Source organism: Streptomyces sp. MZ04 (genome assembly GCF_004684775.1).
GTDB lineage: Bacteria > Actinomycetota > Actinomycetes > Streptomycetales > Streptomycetaceae > Streptomyces.
Window position 1 is genome coordinate 1 of record NZ_SRIC01000144.1, and the last position, 20220, is coordinate 20220.

General features: G+C 69.4%; 13 protein-coding genes, 1 tRNA gene and 2 rRNA genes. 2 read left to right on the forward strand and 14 right to left on the reverse strand.

What is annotated here, in order from left to right; translation table 11 throughout:
• The first annotated feature begins 121 nt into the window (after positions 1–121).
• Positions 122–970 carry an SDR family NAD(P)-dependent oxidoreductase gene (locus tag E2651_RS26085; RefSeq protein ID WP_135333664.1) on the forward strand — a complete coding sequence of 283 codons (849 nt, stop codon included), beginning with the start codon at positions 122–124 and terminating at the stop codon, positions 968–970.
• On the opposite strand, the gene E2651_RS45480 is transcribed toward E2651_RS26085, so the two are convergent.
• The 10 genes from E2651_RS45480 to E2651_RS26135 all read right to left on the reverse strand — a co-directional run bounded on the left by E2651_RS45480 (position 918) and on the right by E2651_RS26135 (position 15940).
• Complete coding sequence (locus tag E2651_RS45480; RefSeq protein ID WP_135333665.1) at positions 918–1262, reverse strand: hypothetical protein; 345 nt, start codon at positions 1260–1262, stop codon at positions 918–920. The genes E2651_RS26085 and E2651_RS45480 overlap by 53 nt on opposite strands.
• A gap of 234 nt (positions 1263–1496) precedes the next feature.
• On the reverse strand, positions 1497–1967 hold the full coding sequence (locus tag E2651_RS26095; RefSeq protein WP_135333666.1) for a DNA starvation/stationary phase protection protein: 471 nt from the start codon (positions 1965–1967) through the stop codon (positions 1497–1499).
• A gap of 261 nt (positions 1968–2228) precedes the next feature.
• Positions 2229–2603, reverse strand: coding sequence for a helix-turn-helix transcriptional regulator (locus E2651_RS26100; RefSeq protein ID WP_135333667.1), 375 nt, complete (start codon positions 2601–2603; stop codon positions 2229–2231).
• Between the two features lie 109 nt (positions 2604–2712).
• On the reverse strand, positions 2713–3225 hold the full coding sequence (locus E2651_RS26105) for a CinA family protein (protein WP_135333676.1): 513 nt from the start codon (positions 3223–3225) through the stop codon (positions 2713–2715).
• 92 nt (positions 3226–3317) lie between these two features.
• Entirely contained in the window at positions 3318–4022 is a 705-nt protein-coding gene (gene pgsA / locus E2651_RS26110; RefSeq protein WP_135333668.1) for a CDP-diacylglycerol--glycerol-3-phosphate 3-phosphatidyltransferase, read from the reverse strand.
• The gene (gene rimO / locus E2651_RS26115) at positions 4019–5479 is read right to left on the reverse strand and encodes a 30S ribosomal protein S12 methylthiotransferase RimO (protein WP_135333669.1); all 1461 of its coding nucleotides are present in this window, start codon (positions 5477–5479) and stop codon (positions 4019–4021) included. Before rimO ends, pgsA begins: the two co-directional genes overlap by 4 nt.
• Positions 5480–5524: 45 nt before the next feature.
• Positions 5525–6412: a RodZ domain-containing protein gene (locus E2651_RS26120; RefSeq protein WP_135333670.1), complete on the reverse strand. Its 888-nt coding sequence runs from the start codon at positions 6410–6412 to the stop codon at positions 5525–5527.
• A 188-nt stretch (positions 6413–6600) separates the two neighbouring features.
• Positions 6601–9375 carry a DNA translocase FtsK gene (locus tag E2651_RS26125; RefSeq protein WP_245239224.1) on the reverse strand — a complete coding sequence of 925 codons (2775 nt, stop codon included), beginning with the start codon at positions 9373–9375 and terminating at the stop codon, positions 6601–6603.
• A gap of 126 nt (positions 9376–9501) precedes the next feature.
• Positions 9502–10185, reverse strand: a complete 684-nt coding sequence (locus E2651_RS26130) for a response regulator (protein ID WP_135333672.1) — start codon at positions 10183–10185, stop codon at positions 9502–9504.
• 244 nt (positions 10186–10429) lie between these two features.
• Entirely contained in the window at positions 10430–15940 is a 5511-nt protein-coding gene (locus E2651_RS26135) for a HAMP domain-containing protein (RefSeq protein WP_135333673.1), read from the reverse strand.
• Positions 15941–16214: 274 nt separating this feature from the next.
• On the opposite strand from E2651_RS26135, the gene E2651_RS26145 reads away from it, so the two are divergent.
• On the forward strand, positions 16215–18878 hold the full coding sequence (locus E2651_RS26145) for a SpoIIE family protein phosphatase (RefSeq protein WP_245239226.1): 2664 nt from the start codon (positions 16215–16217) through the stop codon (positions 18876–18878).
• Positions 18879–18962: 84 nt separating this feature from the next.
• On the opposite strand, the gene E2651_RS26150 is transcribed toward E2651_RS26145, so the two are convergent.
• The 4 genes from E2651_RS26150 to E2651_RS26165 all read right to left on the reverse strand — a co-directional run.
• Positions 18963–19035 (reverse strand) — tRNA-Thr (locus E2651_RS26150).
• Positions 19036–19133: 98 nt separating this feature from the next.
• Positions 19134–19796, reverse strand: a complete 663-nt coding sequence (locus E2651_RS26155; protein ID WP_167828895.1) for a DegT/DnrJ/EryC1/StrS family aminotransferase — start codon at positions 19794–19796, stop codon at positions 19134–19136.
• A 115-nt stretch (positions 19797–19911) separates the two neighbouring features.
• Positions 19912–20028 (reverse strand): 5S ribosomal RNA (gene rrf, locus E2651_RS26160).
• A gap of 87 nt (positions 20029–20115) precedes the next feature.
• Positions 20116–20220, reverse strand: a 23S ribosomal RNA gene (locus tag E2651_RS26165); the annotation flags it as partial.

The following is a 20220-nucleotide window of genomic DNA, read 5'->3' on the forward strand; positions in this document are numbered from 1 at the left end:
CCCACGCCCCACGCCCTGCGTCCTGCGCCCTGCGCCCTGCGCCCTGCGCCCTGCCACCCCCGAAGAACCCACACCCACCGGACAGTTGACGCTCCGTCAGATCCGGTCGTACCGTCCCGTCATGCCCCTCACCGCGTACGACCTCACCGGACGCACCGCATTCATCACGGGCGCGGCCAGCGGCATCGGCCGGGCCTCGGCCGTCCTCCTCGCAGAGGCGGGCGCCACCGTCCACTGCGCCGACCGCGACGAGCAGGGGCTCCACGAGACGGCCACGCTCATCAAGACGGCGGGCGGCACGGCACACATCCATCCTCTGGACGTGGCCGACCGCGCCCAGGTCGACCAGGCCGTCGCCACCGCGACCGCCACCACCGGCCGCCTGGACGTGATGGCCGCCATCGCCGGGATCATGCACAGCAGCCCGGTCCTCGAGACCCGCGACGAGGACCTCGACCGGGTCCTGGCCATCAACTTCAAGGGCGTCCTGTACGCCTGCCAAGCAGCGGCCCGCACGATGATCGCCACAAAACCCAACCCCAAAGCCACCGACACATGCACGGACACGGACACGCGCACCCAACCCCCCACCGGCAGCATCATCACCATGGCCTCGGGCGCCGTAGACACCGGCGGCCCCGGCCTCCTCTGCTACGGCGCGGCCAAGGCTGCCGTCGTCCAGCTCACCAAGACCCTCGCCACCGAGGTCGGCCCGCACGGCATCCGCGTCAACGCCGTCGCGCCGGGCTGGATCCGCACCCCCATGACGCACCGCCACGACACCGATGCGCAGGCGCAGACGCAGACGCAGGCACACACCGAGGGGATCATGATCCGCATGTCCCCTCTGGGCCGCGTCGGCGAACCGGAGGACATCGCGCACGCCGTCCTGCACCTGGCGTCCGACGCATCGGCCTTCACCACGGGCCAGATCCTCCGCCCGAACGGCGGCGTCGCCATGCCCTGGTAGCGCCGTCGTCGGCCGCTCGGGCGGCGGCCTTGGCCGTACGCGCCGTACGTTCCCCGGACCACCGCAGCGCACCGTCCGGCCGCCGCGCCCGCCTCCTGGACCGGGAGGCGACGCCCGCCGCCCGGGACTTCGGCACACAGTGCACCGGCAGCAGGCTCAACCCCCATCCGCCGGCCGCCACGGCCCCCTCCAGGGCCCCGGCATCGGGCGCGAACGCCAGCCGCAGCACGCCCCACCACCACAACGCACCCAGCGCCAGAGCCGGCGCCCACCGCACGACCTTCCCTGCCACGGCCACCACCTCCACCCGAAGCCCGACGTCCGAAGCCCGACGCCCGACGCCCGAAGCCCGACGCCCGACGCCCGAAGCCCGAGCCCCGACGCCCGGTCGACCCCCAGTCGATGCCCGGCCGACGCTAGACGCCCCGCTTCACCCGGCGGGAGGGCGCACCACAGCGCACACGAGGCACGGCGACCACCCGGGGCACCCGACCACCCGGGCACCCCGGGCACCCACCTGCCCGACTCAGCCGTTCTCCGCCTGGAACATCCAGTGATGCTTCTCGAGATCAGCCGTGATCCCGATGAAGATGTCCTGGCTCACCGGATCCGCCTCCCCCGTCGCATTGACCCGCTCCCGCATCCGCGTGATCACCGCACCGAGCGCGTCCACGAGCGTCCCCACCGCGTCCGCGTCCTTGACCCAGCCTTCGGCGACCGCACCGATGCCACTGCTCCGCGCCACCGTCGCGGCCCGCCCGTCGGGCGGGACACCGAGCGTGGAGGCCCGCTCGGCCACCGTGTCGGAGTGCAGCCGCGCCGTGTCCACGACCTCGTCGAGCTGCAGATGGACGGAGCGGAAGCGCGGCCCGACCACGTTCCAGTGGATCTGCTTGGCGACCAGAGAAAGATCGACCAGATCCACCAGCGCGCCCTGCAGGGCGTCCGAGACCGTCTTCAGGTCCGCATCGGAGAGAGGGCTCTTCACGACGTACATCTAGCCTCCAGGGCTCGCACAACCCCCGAATTCGAAAATCCCCACCAACCATGGCACAAGTGGACCAACCGGGGCATCTCAGGACATCCGAAAACCCGCAGCGCAGCCGAAACCCGCAGCGCAGCCGAAAACTGCAGCGCAGCCGAAGAATCGCAGCGCAGACCAAAGACCGCCGCGCAGTCGAAAGCCCCGACCGGTGAACCCGGCCGGGGCTTTCGACACATCGGAGCGCTCAAATGGCGTGCACAGCTCGGTGCGACGTCACGCAGCGACGACGTCCACCGCCTCCGCAGGCGCCTTGATCGTCACCCGTTCTGGCGGCACACCGCTCACCGAGACGGAATTGAGCATCGGGCGAACCGGTGTGCGCACCGGTTCCGTAGCCGCTGCCGACGCAGCCAGTTCCGCGAGAGAGAGCTCATCGCTCACCTCGCGCATGAGCTCGGACATCCGTACGTCAAGCGCGTCGCAGATCGCGGAAAGCAGCTCGGAGGATGCCTCCTTCTGCCCCCGCTCCACCTCGGAGAGATAGCCGAGCGAGACTCGGGCGGACGAGGAGACTTCGCGCAGAGTACGGCCCTGGCGCTGGCGCTGCCGACGCAGCACGTCACCCAGCAGGCGACGGAGCAGAATCATCGGTGGCTCCCTCCTCGGACCGCGTAGCCGCATCCTTCACGCCCCACCGTACCGCCTTGCGCGGCGGCCGTGCGGGGAGCGATGTCGTGTTCACTCAGGGCTGCAAACATCAATTCCCCCCGTTCTGTTCCGTATCCTGTGCCCGCCCATTCCCGGCACGTTCGCCGGAAAGCCGCTCGACGAGCAGCGTGAGCACGCTCCGTGCACTCTCCATACGGATGTCCGAACGCTCACCGTTCAACCGCAGCGCGGTCACTTTCCCCTCAGAGCGAAGCGCCCCGACCGGCCCCACGACCGCCACGAACACGGTCCCGACCGGCTTTCCGTCCTGCGGTTCAGGCCCCGCGACACCCGTGGTGGCGATCCCCCAGTCCGCCCCGAGCACCTCGCGCACACCGGCCGCCATCTGCAGCGCGACCTCGGCGTCCACGGCCCCGCGCTCGGCGAGCAAACCGTCGTCGACCCCGAGCACTTTGTGCTTCAGTTCGGTCGCGTACGCCGTCACGGACCCCCGAAAAACCCGCGAGGCCCCCGGCACCGCCGTCACCTCGGCGGCCACCAGACCACCGGTCAGCGACTCCGCGACGGCGAGCGTCTCACCCCGCGCCCCCAAAATCCCCAGCGCTTCGACAGCGGCCCGCTCGGCGGCTGCCCGCTCGGCGGCTGCCCGTTCGGCGCCTGCCCGCCCAGCGGCGGCCCCATCGACGGCCGACGTCACGACGCCGACTCCCGAGCCTCCCCGGCGGCGGCCCCCTCAGCCGCTTCCCGCGCCTCGGCGAGGCCCTGGCGCCGCAGCACGACGGCCTGCCGCACATAGTCGAGCCCGGTCACCACGGTCAGCACCACGGCGAGCGCCATCACCCAGAAACGCAGCGTCGCAAGCGGCCCGGTCAGCGCCAGGACGTACATCCCGACCGCCGTGCCCTGCGCCAGCGTCTTCATCTTGCCGCCGCGACTGGCCGGAATGACCCCGAAGCGGATCACCCAGAACCGCAGCAGCGTGATCCCGAGCTCGCGCCCGAGGATCACTCCGGTCACCCACCAGGGCAGGTCGCCGAGGTAGGAGAGGCAGATCAGCGCGGCGCCCATGATCGCCTTGTCGGCGATCGGGTCGGCGATCTTCCCGAAGTCCGTGACCAGGTTGTACGTACGTGCCAGGTGCCCGTCGAACAGGTCAGTGATCATGGCGACGGCGAAGGCCGCCCAGGCCCACGCGCGCCAGGCCGGGTCGTACCCGCCCTCGGCGAGCAGCAGCATCACGAAACCCGGCACGAGCAGCAGCCGGATCACCGTCAGCAGGTTGGCGACGTTCCACACGCTGGCCTGGTTGACGGCCGCAGCGCCCAACTTTCCGCCGCGCACCGGCTTGGCGCCCTGCGCGCCGGAGCCGCCCGCCGCGGATGCCGGGACTCCGGTCATCTGCCGGCCTCCTCGAGACACTCAGCCACCAAGTCCACGCCCTCCGTGCCGACCACTTTTGCCACGACCATACGGCCGACCTCGAGGGCATCCCCATCGGTGGCGCCCGTGAAGCGGATCTGGCCGTCCGTCTCGGGCGCCTGGTGCGCGGCCCGGCCGATGGCGCCGTCCTCCTCGTCCACGGCCTCGACGAGCACCTCCAGGGTCTCTCCGAGGCGTTCGTCGGCGCGCTGCGAGGTCAGCTCCTCGGCGAGCCGGGAGATGTGCGCGAGCCGCTCGTCGACGACGTCCTGATCCAGCTTGTGCTCGTACGTCGCCGCTTCGGTGCCCTCCTCGTCGGAGTACCCGAAGACGCCGATGGCGTCGAGGCGCGCGCCCGTGAGGAACCGCTCGAGCTCGGCCACGTCGGCGTCGCTCTCGCCGGGGAAGCCCACGATGAAGTTGGACCGAACGCCGGCCTGCGGCGCCTTGGTCCGAATGGTGTCCAGGAGCTCCAGGAACCGGTCGGTGTCCCCGAAGCGCCGCATCGCGCGCAGCACACCGGGCGCGGAGTGCTGGAAGGACAGGTCGAAGTAGGGGGCGACCTTCTCCGTGGACGTCAGTACGTCGATGAGTCCGGGCCGCATCTCGGCCGGCTGCAGGTAGCTGACCCGCACGCGCTCGATGCCGTCGACGGCGGCCAGCTCCGGAAGCAGCGTCTCCAGGAGACGGATGTCACCCAGGTCCTTGCCGTACGAGGTGTTGTTCTCGGAGACGAGCATCACCTCCTTGACGCCCTGCTCGGCCAGCCAGCGCGTCTCGCCGAGCACGTCCGAGGGGCGCCGCGAGATGAAGGAGCCGCGGAAGGACGGAATGGCGCAGAAGGAGCACCGCCGGTCGCAGCCGGAGGCCAGCTTCACGGAGGCGACGGGGTTGGTCCCCAGGCGGCGCCGCAGCGGGGCACGCGGCCCCGAGGCGGGTGCGAGGCCGTCGGGGAGGTCCACGGGCGCGTGCCCGGGCAGCGCGACGTCAGAGCCCGCCTCCTGCCGCTCCGCGGGGCTGATCGGCAGCAGCTTGCGCCGGTCACGCGGAGTGTGGGCCTCGACGCTTCCGCCGTTCAGGATGGTCTGCAGGCGGGTGGAGATGTCGGTGTAGTCGTCGAAACCGAGGACACCGTCGGCTTCGGGAAGGGCTTCGGCCAGCTCCTTGCCGTACCGCTCGGCCATGCAGCCGACGGCGACGACGGCCTGGGTCTTGCCGTGACCCTTGAGGTCATTGGCTTCCAGGAGGGCGTCGACGGAGTCCTTCTTGGCGGCTTCGACGAATCCACAGGTGTTGACTACGGCGACGTCCGCGTCTTCGGCGGCCTCGACGAGTTGCCAGCCGTCCGCCTCCAAGCGGCCTGCGAGCTCCTCCGAGTCCACCTCGTTACGGGCGCAGCCAAGAGTGACAAGGGCGACGGTGCGGCGTTCGGGCATGGTCTCAAGACTACTTTGTCCACGCCCGAGCCCCAGCCGCGAGGGTTAGCCGACCTCGGGATCGCCCTTCGTGTACGTGAGACGCTCCACCTGACCGGGCTCGAACTCGTTGTCGATCGCCTTGCCGTTCACGAACAGCTTGATCGCGCCGGCGTCACCGAGGACCAGATCGATCTTCTGCTTGTCCTGGAAGGTCTTCGACTTGCCCTGCTCCAGGACGCCGTCGAAGAGCGTCCGTCCGTTGTGGTCCTTGGCCGAGATCCAGCTGCGGCCGTCGGGCGCGCTGACCTTGACCGTGACCTTGTCCTTGGGGGCGCCGGCGATCGCGCTGTCGGAGGGGTCCGGCTTGGGATCGGCGGGCTTGTCGGGCGCCGGCTTCGTGGCGGGCTTGCTGGTCGCGGGCGTGGAGCCCTCGGCGACCTGCGTCTTGGTGCCCTCGCCGTCGTCCCCGCCGCTGAACGCGGTGAACCCGACGAAGCCGATCACGGCGACGATGGCGGCGACCATGGCCGCGGTCCAGTTCGGCCTGCGCGGCTCGGACCGGATCCGCTCGGCCTCGAACAGCGGCGCCGCCGGGGTGGGCGCGGGCGGCCGGCCACCGTGCGCCTCGTCGTACTGGGCGAGCAGGGGGGCGGGATCGAGCCCCACGGCGCGCGCCAGGGTCCGGATGTGGCCGCGGGCGTACACGTCGCCGCCGCACCGGGAGAAGTCGTCCTGTTCGATCGCGTGCACGATCGGGATGCGCACCCGCGTGGAGGAACTGATCTCGTCGACGGTCAGCCCCGCGTCGATGCGCGCCTGCTGCAGCGCACGCCCGATCGAGGGGCGGTCGTCCGCAGGACTCTCAGCGGCCGGGCTCTCGGCTGCCGGTCGGTCGTCTGCGGGTCGGTCGTCTGAAGGGCGGTCGTCTTCAGGGGAGTTGCCGATGGACACGGGGGCGCCTTTCGAGCGTGTAGCCACCTGCCGGAGACTCAGTCTAGGGGGGTTCGGAAAGGGTGGGGCAACCGGGCGACGGACTTAGTACGCCATCGGAATGGCCGGACATCCTGATGTGGGGACATGATGCTCCTGCTCCCCTCAACTTGACGTATGCGGAGGGGAAACGGTTGCCTGCCGTTCCCTTACGGGTGAGCCTCCCCCCGGATCACCGCGAGCACGCCGTCCAGCTCATCGGGTTTCACAAGAACGTCACGTGCCTTGGAGCCCTCACTGGGACCCACGATGCCGCGGGATTCCATGAGGTCCATGAGCCGTCCGGCCTTGGCGAAGCCGACGCGCAGCTTGCGCTGGAGCATCGACGTGGACCCGAACTGGGTGGAAACCACCAGCTCAGCGGCCTGGCACAGCAGATCGAGGTCATCACCGATGTCCTCGTCGATCTCCTTCTTCTGCTTGGTGCCGACGGTGACGTCGTCCCGGAAGACCGGCGCCATCTGGTCCTTGCAGTGCTGGACCACCGCGTGGATCTCGTCCTCGGTGACGAAGGCGCCCTGCATACGGGTGGGCTTGTTCGCGCCCATCGGCAGGAACAGACCGTCACCCTTTCCGATGAGCTTCTCCGCGCCGGGCTGGTCGAGGATGACCCGGCTGTCGGCGAGCGAGGAGGTCGCGAAGGCGAGCCGCGAGGGCACGTTCGCCTTGATCAGACCGGTCACGACGTCCACGGAAGGACGCTGCGTGGCGAGCACCAGGTGGATGCCGGCCGCGCGCGCGAGCTGCGTGATGCGCACGATCGAGTCCTCGACGTCGCGCGGCGCGACCATCATCAGGTCCGCGAGCTCGTCGACGATCACCAGCAGGTACGGATAGGTCTTGAGCTCGCGCTCACTGCCCTCGGGCGTCTTGAGCTTGCCGTCGCGCACGGCCTGGTTGAAGTCGTCGATGTGCCGGTAGCCGAACGCCGCGAGGTCGTCGTAGCGCAGGTCCATCTCGCGTACGACCCACTGGAGCGCCTCGGCGGCCCGCTTGGGGTTGGTGATGATCGGCGTGATCAGGTGCGGAATGCCCTCGTACGCGGTGAGCTCGACGCGCTTGGGGTCGACGAGGACCATCCGTACGTCCTCGGGCGTCGCTCTTATCATGATCGAAGTGATCAGGCAGTTGATGCAGGACGACTTTCCGGAGCCGGTGGCTCCGGCGACCAGGATGTGCGGCATCTTCGCCATGTTGGCCATCACGTAGCCGCCCTCGACGTCCTTGCCGAGCGCGACGAGCATGGGGTGGTCGTCCTCGGCCGCGTCCGCGAGGCGCAGCACGTCGCCGACGTTGACCATCTCGCGGTCGGTGTTCGGGATCTCGATGCCGACGGCGGACTTGCCGGGGATCGGCGAGATGATCCGGACGTCCGGAGACGCGACGGCGTACGCGATGTTCTTGGCCAGTGCCGTGATCTTCTCGACCTTCACGGCGGGGCCGAGCTCGATCTCGTACCGCGTGACCGTCGGGCCGCGCGTGAAGCCGGTGACGGCGGCGTCGACCTTGAACTCCGTGAAGACGTTCGACAGCGAGTCGACGACCGCGTCGTTGGCGGCGCTGCGGGACTTGCCGGGTCCGCCGCGCTCGAGGAGGTCGAGCGAGGGCAGCGCGTACGTGATGTCGCCGGCGAGCTGCAGCTGCTCGGCGCGCGGCGGCAGGTCGCGCGGCGCTTCCGGGGCGGCCTTGGTGAGGTCCGGCACGGCGGAGTCGGCGGGCCGCTCGGCCTTCTTGCGCAGCGCGCCGGGCGGCGGTCCTTCCGTCGCCCGCGCGGTGGGCACAGGAGCCGTGGGCTCGCGCTCCTCGCGTTCCCCGCGCCCTTCACGGTCGCCGGACACGCCCTGCGTCAGGTCGGCGACCAGCGGCGACGGCGGCATGCCGTGCAGGACCGCGCCGTCCAGGGCGGCGGCAGCGGCGGCCGCCACGTCCACCGCGTCCATCGGCCGGTCGAGCGCGGGCTGTGCCGACGCACGGCGCGGCCTGCGCCGCTTGGAGAGCGCCGCCTCCTCGGCCTGGTCGGGGCCGTAGGGCTCGGCGCCCGCGGCACGCCTGCGCGAGCGCGCGGGCAGCGCCTCGCGCCACTGATCGTCGTACCGCTCGTCGTCGTCGGAGGACTCGCTGTCGGCCGCCTCGGGCTCCGCCTGGACGATGCCGAGCTTGGTGCCGAGCAGCCGCAGCCGCTGCGGAATGGCGTTGACCGGCGTCGCCGTGACCACGAGCAGCCCGAAGACGGTCAGCAGGACGAGCAGCGGTACGGCGAGGACCTCGCCCATCGTGAAGATCAGCGGAGTGGACGCGCCCCAGCCGATGAGGCCGCCGGCATCCCTTATCGCCTGCATGCCGTCACCGCGCGCGGGCGCCCCGCACGCGATGTGGACCTGGCCGAGCACACCGATGACGAGCGCGGAAAGGCCGATCACGATGCGGCCGTTGGCGTCGGGCTTCTCCGGGTGCCGGATGAGGCGTACGCCGATGACCGCGAGCAGTATCGGCAGAAGCAGATCGAGGCGGCCGAACGCGCCGGTCACCAGCATCTCGACGAGGTCGCCCACCGGCCCGCGCAGATTCGACCACGTCCCGGCGGCGACGATCAGCGCGATGCCGAGCAGGAGCAGCGCAAGGCCGTCCTTGCGGTGCGCCGGGTCGAGCCCCTTGGCGCCACGCCCTATCCCGCGGAACATAGCGCCGACACTGTGCGCGAGGCCCAGCCAGAGCGCGCGCACGAGCCGGTAGATGCCCCCCGTGGGGCTGGGCGCCGGCTTGGGTGCGGGCTTCTTCGCGGCGGCTTTCTTGGCGGGCGCCTTCTTCGCCGGGGCCTTCTTGGCGGGCGGCTTCTTGGCAGCGGCCTTCTTCGCCGGAGCCTTGGTGGGCGCGGCCGCCTTCTTCGCGGGCGTCTTCTTGGCTGCGGACGGACGTGAGGCCATGGGTGTGAGGTTACCGGGGGAGACCACTGCGGACACGTGTGCCTACTGCTTCACCCGTTTGTGTCGCCCTTGTGAGGGCGCCGAACTGACGGATGTTCACCGCGTCCGGGCAGGCTCGGCAGTGGCTCAGTTCTGCGAGGAGACCGAAGTCGCGCCGCTGCCCGTGCCCGGTTCCAGGGCGTCAAGAGCCCGCCGCAGGCCGGTGAGTTTGCGTTCGAGATGGGCGGCGGTGGCGACAGCGGCCGCGTCGGCCGAGTCGTCGTCCAGCTGTTTGGAGAGCGCCTCCGCCTGCTCCTCGACGGCCGCGAGGCGCGCGGACAGCTCGGCGAGGAGCCCCGCGGGCTCCTTGGCTTCACCCGCCACGGACTTGCCGCCGCCTTCGAGCTGGAGGCGCAGCAGGGCCGCCTGCTCCCGCAGTTGGCAGTTCTTCATGTACAGCTCGACGAACACCGAGACCTTCGCGCGCAGCACCCACGGGTCGAACGGCTTGGAGATGTAGTCCACCGCGCCCGCGGCATAGCCACGGAACGTGTGGTGCGGCCCGTGGTTGATGGCGGTGAGGAAGATGATCGGGATGTCCCGGGTCCGTTCTCGCCGCTTGATGTGCGCGGCGGTTTCGAAACCGTCCATGCCCGGCATCTGGACGTCCAGCAGAATGACCGCGAAGTCGTCCGTGAGTAGTGCTTTGAGCGCTTCCTCCCCGGACGATGCCCGCACCAGTGTCTGATCGAGCGCAGAGAGGATGGCCTCCAGCGCCAGCAGATTCTCCGGCCGGTCATCGACCAGGAGGATCTTGGCCTTCTGCACCATGGCCCGCCCTCCTCGCCCCGGCGGTACACCGGGCGCCGCCCCAGGGGACGACTCCCTTACGCCGTCCGTCCTTGTGCCGGTCATGGTAGCCGCACCCCGCCTGTCGCCACACCCTGTCACCGCGATGTCACCGTGCACGTAGCAGAAACGCGGTGGGAGACCAGAAGGTTCCCCGAATACCGTGGTTCTACACGGCTTCGGCCACACTCTGTCAGCAACTCCGCGTAATGAAGACCCTTCTCGGTCACTCCCCGCGCATCCACTGCTCCATCACCGAGAGCAGATGATCCGGGTCGACCGGCTTCGTAACGTAATCGGAAGCGCCGGAGTCGATGGCCTTCTCCCGGTCGCCCTTCATCGCCTTCGCGGTGAGCGCGATGATCGGGAGCCCGGCGAACTGCGGCATCCTGCGGATCGCCGTCGTCGTCGCGTACCCGTCCATCTCCGGCATCATGATGTCCATCAGCACGACCGTCACATCGTCGTGCTGCTCGAGGACTTCGATGCCCTCACGGCCGTTCTCCGCATACAGCACCGCGAGCCCGTGCTGTTCCAGGACGCTGGTGAGCGCGAACACATTGCGGATGTCGTCGTCGACGATGAGCACCTTCTCGCCGCCGAAGTGGTGGCCGGGCCGCGCCTCGGGCGCCTCCTGTCCGGCCGCCCACTGCTCCTGCGAGCGCCGCTCCGGCGAATCGCCCGCCGCCTGACCGGGCAGCGCGGGCGGCTGCCCGGATGAGGCGGGAGCGGAGCGCCTGCGGCGCCGGAAGAGCGTGCCGGGCGCGGGCGTCGCGTCGAGCCGCGGAGCCGCCTCCTCGCCGCCCTGTGTCGACTGCTCCGCCGTGGCCGCGCCCTCTTCCAGGGCGAGCCGCCCGGTCGATCCGGGCAGCGGTGCGAGCTGTGCGTAGCCCTGGGGCGGCAGTTCGCTCGGGTGCAGCGGCAAATAGAGCGTGAACGTGGAGCCGCGGCCCGGCTCGCTCGCCGCGTGGATCTCACCGCCGAGCAGCCGCGCGATCTCCCGGCTGATGGAGAGCCCGAGGCCCGTACCGCCGTACTTCCGGCTGGTCGTGCCGTCGGCCTGCTTGAACGCCTCGAAGATCACCCGCATCTTGCTGGCCGCGATACCGATGCCGGTGTCGCTCACCGAGAAGGCGATCAGATCCGCGTCCGCGTCGCGCAGCGAACCCGCCTCCAGGAGCTGCTCGCGGATGGCGTTGGGCACATCGGCGTTCGCGTGCCGGATCACCAGCTCGACCGCTCCGGAGTCGGTGAACTTCACCGCGTTGGACAGGAGGTTGCGCAGCACCTGGAGCAGGCGCTGTTCGTCCGTGTGCAGAGTCGCCGGCAGCTCCGGAGACACGCGTACGGAGAAGTCGAGTCCCTTCTCCGCGGTCAGCGGCCGGAAAGTGGCCTCTACGTAGTCGACGAGTTGGACCAGCGCGATGCGCGTCGGGGAGACGTCCATCTTGCCCGCCTCGACCTTCGACAGATCGAGGATGTCGTTGATGAGCTGAAGGAGGTCCGAGCCCGCTCCGTGGATCGTCTCGGCGAACTCGACCTGCTTCGGGGTGAGGTTCGCGTCGGCGTTGTCGGCGAGCAACTTGGCAAGGATCAGCAGGGAGTTGAGCGGCGTCCGCAGCTCGTGCGACATGTTCGCCAGGAACTCGGACTTGTAGCGCATCGAGACCGCGAGCTGCTCGGCGCGCTCCTCCAGGACCTGCCTGGCCTCTTCGATCTCGGTGTTCTTGACCTCGATGTCGCGGTTCTGCTGGGCGAGCAGCTCGGCCTTCTCCTCCAGTTCGGCGTTGGAGTCCTGAAGTGCCTTCTGCCGGTTCTCCAGTTCGGCCGAGCGCTCCCGCAGCTGCTCGGTGAGCTCCTGCGACTGCTTGAGCAGCACCTCGGTCTTCGTGTTGACGCTGATGGTGTTGACGCTCGTCGCGATCATCTCGGCGATCTGGCTGAGGAAGTCCTTCTGGATCTGCGTGAAGGGCTGGAAGGCGGCCAGCTCGATCACGCCGAGCACGGTCCCTTCGAAGAGCACCGGAAGCACGATCACCTGGGCGGGCGGCGCCTCCCCGAGGCCGGACGCGATCCGCAGATAGCCGGACGGCGCGTTCTCCACCAGGATCGTGCGCCGCTCCTGCGCGGCCGTGCCGATCAGTGTCTCGCCGGGCCGGAAGGACGTGGGCATGGAGCCCATGGAGTAGCCGTAACTGCCCATCATGCGCAGTTCGTACGCGTCTCCCTGCTCGGCACCTGGCTCCGCGCTGTCGTCCGTGGGCAGCGCCAGGAAGAACGCGCCGTGCTGCGCGGAGACGACCGGCGTCAGCTCGCTCATGATCAGCGAGGCGACGTCCTCCAGGTCCCGGCGGCCCTGCATCAGACCGGAGATCCGGGCGAGGTTGCCCTTGAGCCAGTCCTGTTCCTTGTTGGCGAGGGTGGTGTCGCGCAGGTTGGCGATCATGGAGTTGATGTTGTCCTGCAGGACCTGGATCTCGCCCGCCGCGTCCACGTCGATCTTCAGGTTCAGGTCGCCGCGGGTCACCGCGGTGGCCACCTCCGCGATGGCACGCACCTGACGGGTCAGGTTCCCGGCCATCTCGTTCACCGATTCGGTGAGGTCGCGCCACGTGCCGTCGACGTCCCGCACGCGGGCCTGACCGCCCAACTGCCCTTCCGTGCCCACCTCGCGGGCCACGCGCGTGACCTGCTCGGCGAAGGACGACAGCTGGTCGACCATCGTGTTGATGGTCGTCTTCAGCTCGAGGATCTCGCCGCGGGCGTCGATGTCGATCTTCTTGGTGAGATCGCCCTTGGCGATGGCCGTGGTCACCATCGCGATGTTGCGGACCTGGCCGGTGAGGTTGGAGGCCATGCCGTTCACGGACTCCGTCAGGTCCTTCCACGTCCCCGACACTCCGGGCACCCGCGCCTGACCGCCGAGGATGCCGTCCGTACCCACCTCACGGGCCACCCGGGTCACCTCGTCCGCGAACGAACTCAGCGTCTTCACCATCGTGTTGACGGTGTCGGCGAGCTGCGCGACCTCGCCGCGCGCCTCGACCGTGACCTTCTTGGTGAGGTCGCCGTTGGCGACCGCCGCCGCGACCTGGGAGATCCCCCGCACCTGTGCGGTCAGGTTGTTGGCCATCAGGTTGACGTTGTCGCTGAGGTCCTTCCAGGTGCCGGTGACACCGGGGACCCGCGCCTGGCCGCCCAGGTTGCCCTCGGTGCCCACCTCGCGGGCCACGCGGTTCACCTGCTCGGCGAAGTTCGAGAGCTGGTCGACCATCGTGTTCACGGTCGTGACGAGCTCGAGGATCTCGCCCTTGGCGTCGACGGTGATCTTCTTGGAGAGATCGCCCATGGCGACGGCCGTGGTGACCTCGGCGATGTTGCGGACCTGAAGGGTCAGGTTGTTCGCCATGCCGTTCACGGACTGCGTGAGGTCCTTCCAGGTGCCGGAGACACCCTGCACCTCGGCCTGGCCGCCCAGGATGCCGTCCGTACCCACCTCGCGGGCCACCCGCGTGACTTGCTCGGCGAAGGCGGAGAGCTGGTCCACCATCGTGTTGAGGGTGTTCTTCAGCTCCAGGATCTCGCCGCGCGCGTCCACGTCGATCTTCTGCGACAGGTCGCCGCGCGCCACCGCGGTGGCGACCTGGGCGATGTTGCGCACCTGGGCGGTGAGGTTCCCGGCCATGCCGTTCACCGAATCGGTCAGATCGCGCCAAACTCCTGCCACACCGGGCACCTGCGCCTGACCGCCGAGACGGCCCTCCGTGCCCACCTCGCGGGCCACCCGCGTCACCTGATCGGCGAACGCGGAGAGCTGGTCGACCATCGTGTTGATGGTGTTCTTCAGCTCCAGGATCTCGCCGCGCGCGTCCACGTCGATCTTCTGCGACAGATCACCCCGGGCAACCGCCGTCGTGACCTGGGCGATCTGGCGTACCTGCGAAGTCAGGTTCCCCGCCATGAAGTTGACGGAGTCGGTCAGTTCCTTCCAGGTGCCGCTGACACCGTCCACGCGGGCCTGACCGCCGAGGCGGCCTTCGGTGCCCACGTCGCGTGCCATCCGCGTGACCTGGTCGGCGAAGGACGACAGCTGGTCCACCATCGTGTTCACGGTGTTCTTCAACTGAAGCATCTCGCCGGAGACATCGACGGTGACCTTCTGCGACAGATCACCGTTGGCGACCGCCGTCGTCACCTGCGCGATGTTGCGGACCTGGCCCGTGAGGTTGCGGAAGGCCGTGTTGACCGAGTCCGTCAGGTCCTTCCACGTGCCGGCCGCACCCTGCACCTGTGCCTGGCCGCCGAGCTCACCCTCGACGCCGATCTCCCGCGCCACACGCGTCACTTCGGAACCGAAGGCGGACAGCTGGTCCACCATCGTGTTCACGGTGTTCTTCAGCTCGAGCATCTCGCCCGCGACATCGACGGTGACCTTCTGCGACAGATCACCGTTGGCGACCGCCGTCGTCACCTGCGCGATGTCCCGCACCTGCGTCGTCAGGTTCCGGAAGACCGTGTTCACCGAGTCGGTGAGGTCCTTCCACGTCCCCGCCGCGCCCGGCACGTTCGCCTGACCACCCAGCTGCCCCTCGGCACCGACCTCGTTGGCCACGCGCGTGACCTCGTCCGCGAACGTACGCAGCGTCTCGGTCATCTGGTTGATCGTCTCGGCGAGCTGGGCGACCTCGCCGCGCGCGCTGACCGTCACCTTCTGGGACAGATCGCCGCTCGCGACGGCCGTCGTGACCTGGGCGATCCCACGCACCTGGGCGGTGAGATTGCCGGCCATAAGATTCACCGAGTCGGTGAGGTCCTTCCACACTCCCGCCACACCAGGCACCTGCGCCTGGCCGCCGAGCTCGCCCTCCGTGCCCACCTCGCGCGCGACGCGGGTCACCTCGGAGGAGAACGACGAGAGCTGGTCCACCATCGTGTTGACGGTATTTTTCAGCTCAAGCATCTCGCCGGCGACATGAACAGTGACCTTCCGGGACAAGTCACCCTTTGCCACAGCCGTCGTCACGAGAGCAATGTCACGCACCTGTGCGGTCAGCCGGTACGCCATGGTGTTCACCGAATCCGTGAGGTCCTTCCACGAACCGGACATTCCGCGCACCCGGGCCTGACCACCCAGCTTGCCCTCGGTGCCCACCTCACTGGCCACCCGCGTGACCTCGTCGGTGAACGTCGACAGCTGGTCGACCAGGTTGTTGACCGTACGGCCGACCTTCAGGAACTCCCCGCGCAGCGGATGGCCGTTCCCCTCGTCCGCCGGCGCCCGCAGCTCCATGCGCTGCTCCAGGTCGCCGTCCGCGACCGCGGAGAGCACCCGTCCGACCTCGGACACCGGGCGTACGAGATCGTCGACCAGCGCGTTCGACGCGTCGATCGCCGCGGCCCAGGAGCCCTCGCTCGCGCCGCTCTCCAGGCGTTCCGTGAGCTTTCCCTCACGCCCCACCATGCGCCGCACGCGCGAGATCTCACCGGTCAGATGCAGATTGCGGTCGGCCACTTCATTGAAGACGGCGGCGATCTCGGACATGACGTCATCGCCGGAGACCGTGAGCCGCTTGCGGAAGTTGCCGTCCCGCATCGCCACCAGCGCCGCGAGCAGCCTGTTCAAGGCCGCCGCGTCCACCGATGTAGTTGCCCCATTGCGCGGTTTGCGCTGTTTACTCAGGGACTGTCCGTCTTTCGCGCGCGTCTTACTGCCCCGCGTCGCTGCGCCAGACTCCACTGTGTCCCTCCCGCAAGGGTCGACCGTACTGCTCGGGTTACCTCGGCTGTCTCCAAGAAGCCTGCCCAGTGTTTCACCATGGCTGAACCAGGCCATAACAGTTCGGCAGCTTCGCACACCGTCCGCACACCCTCCGGGCGGAAACACTGACGACCGGCATCAGCATGGACGGCGAAGGTAAGTAACCTGGCATTCGGCTGTCCAACCACTCCGGTCCTGCCCGGCCTGGGTGGTGGCACACGTAACAAGCGGGCATCGGAGGGGCGGCCGCACCATGGTGGGAGATCTGGGCGTCGATACTCGTACGAGGAGTTCTGTGATCACGGCGCGCGCGGCTGCGACTTTCGACCCCGTCGGGCGTTCCGTCGCGACGGCCCGCTCCTTCGTCCGCGACACCCTCCAGGGCTGGGGGTTCACGGACATCGTCGACGACGCGGTCGTCCTCACCAGCGAGCTGGTCACCAACGCCGTGGTGCACGCGGGGACCGCCGCCGACGTCCTCTGTCTACGCAGCGAGGACGCCGTACGCATCGAGGTCTCCGACCGCTATCCGGAGCGCGAGATCCCGCTTCAGCAGTCCGCGGCGAACATGGGCAGCCCCGACCGCGAGGGCGGCCGCGGCCTCCAGCTGTGCGCGGCGCTCGCCACCCGCTGGGGCGTCGACTACTCCCCCACGCACAAGCAGGTCTGGTTCCAACTCGACCTCCCGGACCGCCCGGTGGGCACCCGCACCGCGGGCCCCGCCCTCCCCTCCGAGCTCCTCCCGCTCACCGACGGCCGAGTCCGCGTCGCGGTCGTCCAGATCGACCGCATCGGCGCGATCTCCGCCTGGAACGAGGACGCGGAAGAACTTTTCGGATACGTCGCCGAGCAGGTCACCGGCAAGCCGCTCACCGACTTCGCCGCCTGGCCGCACACCCCGGGCACCAGCACCGGCATTGTGGAGGCCCTCCAACTCTCGCGCTGGGAAGGCAGTTACGGCATCCGCGGCTCCGACGGCCGCGTGACCCCGGTCTACGCCTCGCACCTGCGCGTACGCGACACCGACGGCGAACCCTCCACGGTCTGCCTGCTCGTCCGCGACGACGAGCGCGCGGTCCTGCAGACCCCGCTGCGCGGCCCCGCCCCCGAGCCGGGCACGCTCACCGAGCCGCACGCCGCGGACCCCTTCGAGGTCTTCATCGGCTCCCCCGCCCCGGACGACCTCGACGGCCTCCTCCAGCGCACGGTCGAGCGCGCCCGCGACATGCTCGACGGCGACGCCGCCTTCCTGCTCCTCGCCACGGACGACGAGACGGAACTGGAGGTGCGCGCCTCCACGGGCCTGCCCTCCGCCCGCCAGCGCTTCGCCCGCGTCCCCGTGGAGGCGGGCCCCGGCCGCTACGGCTCCGCCCGTATGCCGGCCGTACACGAAGACCTGACGGTCGTCCCCGGCGCCGTCCCGCTCCTCAGCGGCACCGGCATGCGCTCCGTCGTCACGGTCCCCCTGAAGGTCGAGGGCCGCCTCACGGGCTCCCTCGGGGTTGCCGCCGAGTCCCCCGACCGGTACTCGAACGAAGAGGCGCTGCGCCTCCAGTTCGCCGCCGACCGCATCGCCCTCGCCGTCGAGTCCGCACGCCTCGGCGAGCTCGAACGCCTGCGCCGCGGCTCGCTCTCCTTCCTCGTCGAGGCCTCCGACCTCCTCGCCGGCACCCTGGACCGCGACCAGACCCTGGCGCTCATGGCCCAGATGACGGTCCCGACGCTCGCCACCTGGTGCGCCGTCTACACGATCGCCGACCAGTCGTCCGAGCCCTATCTCTCGTACGTCCTCCATGAGGACGAGGAGCGCATCGACGGCCTGAAGGCGCTCCTCTCCAAGATCGCCCCTCCCGACCCGGTGCCGACGCCGGGCGCCCGCGTCTGGGCCGCCCCCTCGGAAGCGGCCCACCAGGCGGCCCTGCGCACCTCCATGCGCAGCCTCGGCCTCGGCGAGCCCCTCAGCCTGGGCTCGGGCATCGGCACGACGCTCTCCACGGCGTCGGCGGTCGGCGGCGAGACCGTGGTCCTCCCCCTGGTCGCCCGCAACCGCGTCATCGGCATGCTCACGCTGGGCAAGCCCTCCGACGAACACTTCCGCCAAGAGATCCTGGAATTGGCCGAAGATCTCTCCCGCCGAGCGGCCCTGGCCCTGGACAACGCGCGCCTGTACTCGGAGCGCATGGCCATCAGCCAGTCCCTCCAGCGCAGCCTGCTGCCGCCGGGGCTCCCCCAGGTGCCGGGCGTCGAGGTCGAGGTCATCTATCGCGCCGCGGGCGAGGGCAACGAGGTCGGCGGCGACTTCTACGACCTCTTCCCGATCCGTGACGGCGCGTACGGCTTCGCGATCGGCGACGTCTGCGGCACAGGACCGGAGGCGGCGGCCGTCACGGGCCTGGCCCGGCACGCCCTGCGCCTGCTCGCCCGCGAGGGCTTCGGCGGCCCGGCGGTCCTGGAACGCCTGAACGCCGCGATCCTCGACGAGGGAGCCCGCAGCCGCTTCCTGACGCTCCTGTACGGGGAGTTGTGGCCCCAGGAGGACGGCTCGGCGGTCCTCAAGGTCGTCTGCGCCGGCCATCCGCTCCCGCTCCGGCTGCGCCAGGACGGCACGGTCGAGCCGTACGCGGAACCGCAGCCGCTGCTCGGCGTCATGGACGACCTGGAGCTCTACGAACAGACGATGACGCTCGACCCCGGCGACGTCCTGCTCTGCGTGACGGACGGCGTCACCGAACGCCGCGAGGGCACGCGCATGCTCGGCGACGACGGCCTGGCGGACGTCCTCACGACCTGCACGGGCCTGACGGCGGGCGCCGTGGCAGCCCGCATCATGCGCGCGGTGGAACGCTTCGCGACGGACGCCCCGTCGGACGACATGGCGATCCTCGCAATGCGAGTGCCGGGCCTCCACAAGGAGTAAATCGGGCCCCGTTCCCCCTCGCCTCCCCGGAAACGAAAAAGGTCCCCGCCCAACTGGGCGGGGACCTCATCCACTTACTCTCTGAGCCCCCAAGCGGAATCGAACCGCTGACCTTCTCCTTACCATGGAGACGCTCTACCGACTGAGCTATAGGGGCCTGCTGCGCTTCGCGGTTTTCCGCTCTGCAACGGAATAGATCATACCTGAATCCGAGGGCCTCCCGAACCGCCCATTCGTCGCCCGTGACTGACGCGACTAGAAGGCCGGCTGGAGAAGCCCACCCAGCGCATTGCACGCGGAGACGACACGCTGCAGATCCCGCCGGGACATCGACGCGTCGACGGGCAGCGCCAGCGTCTCCTCCGCGGCCCGCTCCGTCTCCGGCAGCGCCACGTCGCGCCGGAACTGCGGCATCCGGTGCACCGGAATCTTCACGGGTACCCGGCAGTCAACTCCCTTCGCCCGTACGGCGCGTGCGAACGCGTCGCGGTCGGGCCGCCCGTTGCCGGGCACGCGCACGACGTACTGCTGATAGCTGTGCGCGGCACCACCGTCCGGGGTCACGACCCCGCTCAGCCGCCCATTGAGATAGGCGGCATGCGCCCGCCGCTGGGCGAGCCCGTCGTACGGCGCGTCCAACTCGCCCTGCTCAAGCATCAGAACGCCGTGACGCTGCCCGACGTCCCGCATCCGCCCCACATCGGCCTGGTTCCCGAAGCGGTGTACGACGATGACAGCGGCCGTACGCGCGGTGATGGCAGCGGTGACCGCGTCGGCATCGAGGCAGTACGTCGACTGCTCTATGTCGGCGAAGACGGGCATGGCACCGGCGTGCACCACCGCCTCGGCGACCTCGGCGTTCCCGTACGCCGGCACGATGACCTCGTCACCGTGCCCGATGCCTGCGGCTCGCAACATTCCAACTGTCCCCATACCTCGGGATGTTGGTCGCACAACGTGAACGGCAAGTGACGCAAAACAAAAAAGAGCTGGTCCCTGAACCGAAGTTCAGGGACCAGCTCTTCTAATAATAGTTCGGCGGCGTCCTACTCTCCCACAGGGTCCCCCCTGCAGTACCATCGGCGCTGTGAGGCTTAGCTTCCGGGTTCGGAATGTAACCGGGCGTTTCCCTCACGCTATGACCACCGAAACACTATGAAACTGTCAACCGCACCGTACGTGACCTTGTACGGGGTTGTTCGTGGTTTCAGAACCAACACAGTGGACGCGAGCAACTGAGGACAAGCCCTCGGCCTATTAGTACCAGTCACCTCCACCCGTTACCGGGCTTCCAGATCTGGCCTATCAACCCAGTCGTCTACTGGGAGCCTTAACCCCTCAA

What these genes read in the sequence shown, in the direction of transcription:
- E2651_RS26085 (WP_135333664.1), top strand. Translation starts at nt 122, where the DNA reads ATGCCCCTCACCGCGTACGACCTCACCGGACGCACCGCATTCATCACG.
- E2651_RS26095 (WP_135333666.1), bottom strand. Translation starts at nt 1,967, where the DNA reads ATGTACGTCGTGAAGAGCCCTCTCTCCGATGCGGACCTGAAGACGGTC.
- E2651_RS26100 (WP_135333667.1), bottom strand. Translation starts at nt 2,603, where the DNA reads ATGATTCTGCTCCGTCGCCTGCTGGGTGACGTGCTGCGTCGGCAGCGC.
- pgsA (WP_135333668.1), bottom strand. Translation starts at nt 4,022, where the DNA reads ATGACCGGAGTCCCGGCATCCGCGGCGGGCGGCTCCGGCGCGCAGGGC.
- rimO (WP_135333669.1), bottom strand. Translation starts at nt 5,479, where the DNA reads ATGCCCGAACGCCGCACCGTCGCCCTTGTCACTCTTGGCTGCGCCCGT.
- E2651_RS26125 (WP_245239224.1), bottom strand. Translation starts at nt 9,375, where the DNA reads ATGGCCTCACGTCCGTCCGCAGCCAAGAAGACGCCCGCGAAGAAGGCG.
- E2651_RS26130 (WP_135333672.1), bottom strand. Translation starts at nt 10,185, where the DNA reads ATGGTGCAGAAGGCCAAGATCCTCCTGGTCGATGACCGGCCGGAGAAT.
- E2651_RS26145 (WP_245239226.1), top strand. Translation starts at nt 16,215, where the DNA reads ATGGTGGGAGATCTGGGCGTCGATACTCGTACGAGGAGTTCTGTGATC.
- E2651_RS26155 (WP_167828895.1), bottom strand. Translation starts at nt 19,796, where the DNA reads ATGTTGCGAGCCGCAGGCATCGGGCACGGTGACGAGGTCATCGTGCCG.